Annotated in this window: 5 protein-coding genes; 4 read left to right on the plus strand and 1 reads right to left on the minus strand. The window is 59.8% G+C overall.

The genetic code is table 11. The features are described from left to right. Nucleotides 1–9: 9 nt before the first annotated feature. Nucleotides 10–630 (minus strand): TetR/AcrR family transcriptional regulator, encoded by a 621-nt coding sequence (locus WBB95_RS08445; RefSeq protein WP_424487164.1) that lies wholly within the window; start codon nt 628–630, stop codon nt 10–12. A gap of 142 nt (nt 631–772) precedes the next feature. Between WBB95_RS08445 and WBB95_RS08450 the strand changes: the two genes are divergently transcribed. The 4 genes from WBB95_RS08450 to WBB95_RS08465 all read left to right on the plus strand — a co-directional run bounded on the left by WBB95_RS08450 (nt 773) and on the right by WBB95_RS08465 (nt 3,981). Beyond that, nucleotides 773–1,216, plus strand: a complete 444-nt coding sequence (locus tag WBB95_RS08450; RefSeq protein ID WP_424487165.1) for a GNAT family N-acetyltransferase — start codon at nt 773–775, stop codon at nt 1,214–1,216. A gap of 17 nt (nt 1,217–1,233) precedes the next feature. Beyond that, nucleotides 1,234–1,599, plus strand: coding sequence for a copper homeostasis periplasmic binding protein CopC (gene copC / locus WBB95_RS08455; protein ID WP_424487166.1), 366 nt, complete (start codon nt 1,234–1,236; stop codon nt 1,597–1,599). A 3-nt stretch (nt 1,600–1,602) separates the two neighbouring features. Next, nucleotides 1,603–2,460: a copper homeostasis membrane protein CopD gene (gene copD / locus WBB95_RS08460; protein ID WP_424487167.1), complete on the plus strand. Its 858-nt coding sequence runs from the start codon at nt 1,603–1,605 to the stop codon at nt 2,458–2,460. A gap of 258 nt (nt 2,461–2,718) precedes the next feature. Further along, nucleotides 2,719–3,981, plus strand: coding sequence for an OprD family porin (locus WBB95_RS08465; RefSeq protein WP_424487168.1), 1,263 nt, complete (start codon nt 2,719–2,721; stop codon nt 3,979–3,981). The last annotated feature ends 91 nt before the right edge of the window (nt 3,982–4,072 follow it).

Below are 4,072 nucleotides of genomic sequence, written 5' to 3' on the forward strand. Positions count from 1 at the left end.
CCACACCTCTCAAGGCTCCAACCCAATCCCGCGCAAAATCACACTTGTCACTGTCTGGATCGCCTTCTCGAACTGCAGGTCCGACAACGGCTGGTGATCATTCAAAATCTTCACCTGGTGATCAAAGTCCGCATAGTGCTGGGTCGATGCCCAAATCATGTACAGCAGGCTCGATGGCTCCACCGGCAGGATGCGTTTGTCCTCCACCCACTGGCGAATTTTCGCTTCCTTCATCTTGGCCCAGTCGTACAGGCTTTCATCCAGCGCCTCACCGAGTGTGGGCGCGCCGTGGATGATTTCATTGGCCCAGACTTTCGAGCCATACGGCCGCGTGCGTGAGCGCTGCATCTTCGCGCGGATGTAACTGCTGAGCACCACCCGCGGGTCATCGAAGGTTTCGAAGCTCAGGGCGTCCTGCTTCCAAACGTCCAGCAGGTCGAACAGCACGGCGCTGTACAGCTCGCTTTTGGTGGTGAAGTAGTAATGCAGGTTGGAACGCGGCAGCTGCACTTCTTCGGCAATGTCGGCCATGGCGGTGCTGCCATAGCCTTTTTCAGCGAAGATTTTCTCCGCCGCCAGCAGGATTTTCTCGACGTTGACCTTACGAATTCCGATCTTGTGATTGCCCATGAGGGCTCCCTGACAACAACTTGGGTTAAAGACTACCATCGGCTCAAGGTCGCGCGACAAGCCATAATGAAACTTCTTACGCGAACCTTTCCCATGGAAATCGGATTGGTTAGGATCGCGATCCCCATGAAGGATCATTGCAATGACTATTCGACCGCGCGTGGCCGCCGACGACCCGGTGCTGGGAGCACTGTGGGAGCGCTCGGTGCGGGCTACCCACGACTTCCTGCCCGAGGATGACATCCAGCGTCTGCTGCCTTTGGTCCGTGATACGTATCTGCCGATGCCGGCCCTTGACGTGTGGGTGTGCGAAGACGAAAACGGCATCGCCGGCTACATCGCCACCGGCGGGCACAACGTGGAAATGCTGTTTATCGACCCCGACCGACGTGGCCAGGGCATCGGTCGCCAGTTGCTCGACCACGCCCGTGCGCGCCACGACACCCTGACGGTCGACGTCAACGAACAGAACCCGCAGGCCGTGGGATTTTACCTGCACTATGGTTTCACCCAGGTCGCGCGCTCGCCGCGGGATGGCGAAGGCAAACCCTTTCCCTTGCTGCACATGGCTCTACCGACTCCTTAACCTGAAGGTATTGAACAATGCTGATCAAGAAAACCCTGACCACCGTCGCCCTGCTGGCTTCCCTGCTCGGCGCCTCGGCCGCGTTTGCCCATGCCCATCTGAAAAGCTCAACGCCGGCGGCTGACAGCAGCGTCGCAGCCCCGCAGGATCTGCGCCTGACCTTCAGCGAAGGCGTCGAAGCCACCTTCACCAAGGTGTCCCTGAGCAAAGACGGCACCGAAATCGCCATCAAGGGCCTGGAAACCCCGGACGCCGACAAGAAAGTCCTGGTGGTAACACCCGCCGCACCGCTGGCGACCGGCACCTACAAAGTGGTGTGGAATGCCGTGTCGGTCGACACCCACAAGAGCAACGGTGAATACACGTTCAAGGTCGGCCAATAACCCATGGCGACCCTGCTGGTGCTGTGCCGTTTCCTGCATTTCATTGTTGTGTTGCTGATGTTCGGGGCCTGCGTGTTCAGGCCCTGGCTGCTCGGCACTGAACGGCAGACGGCGCTGGACCGGCACTTGCTGCGCATCACTCGCGGCCTGGCCTGGCTGGGGCTCGGCTCCGGCGTGGTTTGGTTGCTGTTGATCACCGCCAGCATGGCCGGCAGCTGGGACGCAGCGCTGCAACCCGCCACCGTGCAGTTGGTGCTGGGCAAGACCTTCTTTGGTCAGGTGTGGGTCTGGCATCTGCTGTTAAACCTGTTGCTGGTAATCGCGCTGATCAAACCCTGGCCAGCCTTGCGCCTGCCATTGGTTGCGCTGCTGCTCGCGACCCTGGCACCGGTGGGCCACGGCGCCATGCTCAACGGGCTGAGCGGGCAATTGCTGATCCTCAATCAGGTGGTGCACCTGGTCTGCGTCGGTGCTTGGCTGGGTGGTTTGTTGTTGCTGGTGTTGATCCTCAGGCAGCCCGAGCGGTATGCGCTGGAGCCGATTCTGCGGCGTTTCAGCGGCGTGGGGTATGGCCTGGTTGCCGGGTTGCTGGTGACTGGCCTCATCAACGTGCGCGTGCTCACCGGCCAGCTGTGGCCCACGCCCCTGTTCAGTGGTTTCGCCCTGATTCTGCTGATCAAGGTGATGCTGGTGCTGGGCATGTTGGCGTTAGCCCTGCTGAACCGACTGCGGATTGAGCGCTGCGAAGAGCGTTTGGGCAGTTTGAAGGCCAGTGTGATGCTGGAATGGTTACTGGGTGTTTCAGCAGTAGCCGCCGTGTCCCTGCTTGGCACCCTGCCGCCAATGGTCATGGCTGGCTGAAAATCCCGGTTAAAACACTGCCCACTGTGGGAGCTGGATTGCCCGCGATGGCATCGCCTGGGTCTGTCTGCCAGACCGAGTCGCCCGCATCGCAGGCAAGCCAGCTCCCACATTGACCGTGTGCACTTTTTGGCGCTGACGCCCTAGTCATCGTATAACTTCTGCTTGACAGCCCGCCAAATCCCCGCAAATATCCGCGCAATGTTGTACGACGACGTACGACAATAATAAAAACAACAAAAGAAAGGGAGCTTCACTGTGAGTCAATTCGCCCGCAATTCCTCCTCGCGCATCGGTCTTATCGGCCTCAGCAGCCTGGCATTCACCCTTCCCCTCAGTGCCCAGGCCGACGGTTTTGTCGAAGACGCCACGGCCACGCTCAACCTGCGCAACGCCTACTTCAACCGCAACTTCACCAACCCGACTTACCCTCAGGGCAAGGCCGAAGAGTGGACGCAGAACTTCATCCTCGATGCCAAGTCCGGCTTTACCCAAGGCACCGTGGGCTTCGGGCTTGACGTGCTGGGGCTGTATTCGCAAAAACTCGATGGCGGCAAGGGCACCGGCGGCACGCAGTTGCTGCCGATCCACAGCGACGGCCGCCCCGCCGATAATTTCGGGCGCCTGGGCGTAGCGCTGAAAACCAAGCTGTCGAAGACCGAATTGAAAGTGGGTGAATGGATGCCGGTGCTGCCGATCCTGCGCTCCGACGACGGCCGCTCGCTGCCACAGACTTTCCGTGGCGGCCAGGTGACGTCGAAGGAACTCGACGGGCTCACCCTCTACGGCGGCCAGTTCCGTGGCAACAGCCCGCGTAACGATGCGAGCATGGAAGACATGTTCATGAACGGCAAAGCGGCGTTCACCTCCAACCGCTTCAACTTCGGCGGCGGCGAATACACCTTCAACGACAAGCGCACCCAGGTCGGTGTGTGGTACGCCGAACTCAGCGACATCTACCAGCAAAAGTACTTCAACCTGACCCACAGCCAGCCCGTGGGCGACTGGACCTTGGGCGCCAACCTCGGCTTTTTCACCGGCAAGGAAGACGGCAGCGCCTTGGCCGGCGACCTCGACAACAAAACCGCTTTCGCCCTGCTCTCGGCCAAATACAAGGGCAACGCCTTTTATGTGGGCTTGCAGAAACTCACCGGCGACAGCGTGTGGATGAAGGTCAACGGCACCAGTGGCGGCACCCTGGCCAACGACAGCTACAACGCCAGCTACGACAACGCCAAGGAGAAATCCTGGCAGGTGCGCCATGACTTCAACTTCGTCGTGTTGGGCATTCCGGGCCTGACCATGATGAACCGCTATATCAGCGGCAATAACGTGCACACCGGCGCGATCACCGACGGCAAGGAATGGGGCCGCGAATCGGAACTGGCCTACACCGTGCAAAGTGGCGCACTGAAGGACCTGAATGTGCGGTGGCGCAACGCGACCATCCGTCGAGACTTCAGCAACAATGAGTTTGATGAGAACCGGATCTTTGTCAGCTACCCGATTTCATTGCTGTAAAGGCCTGTGAGCAAACGTGTAGGTAAGCGGGGTTGCTGTACTGAACTGGCTTATGTGGTGAGCGGGCTTGCCCCGCGCTGGGCTGCGTAGC

The organism is Pseudomonas sp. (assembly GCF_049645325.1).
Taxonomy (GTDB): Bacteria; Pseudomonadota; Gammaproteobacteria; order Pseudomonadales; family Pseudomonadaceae; genus Aquipseudomonas.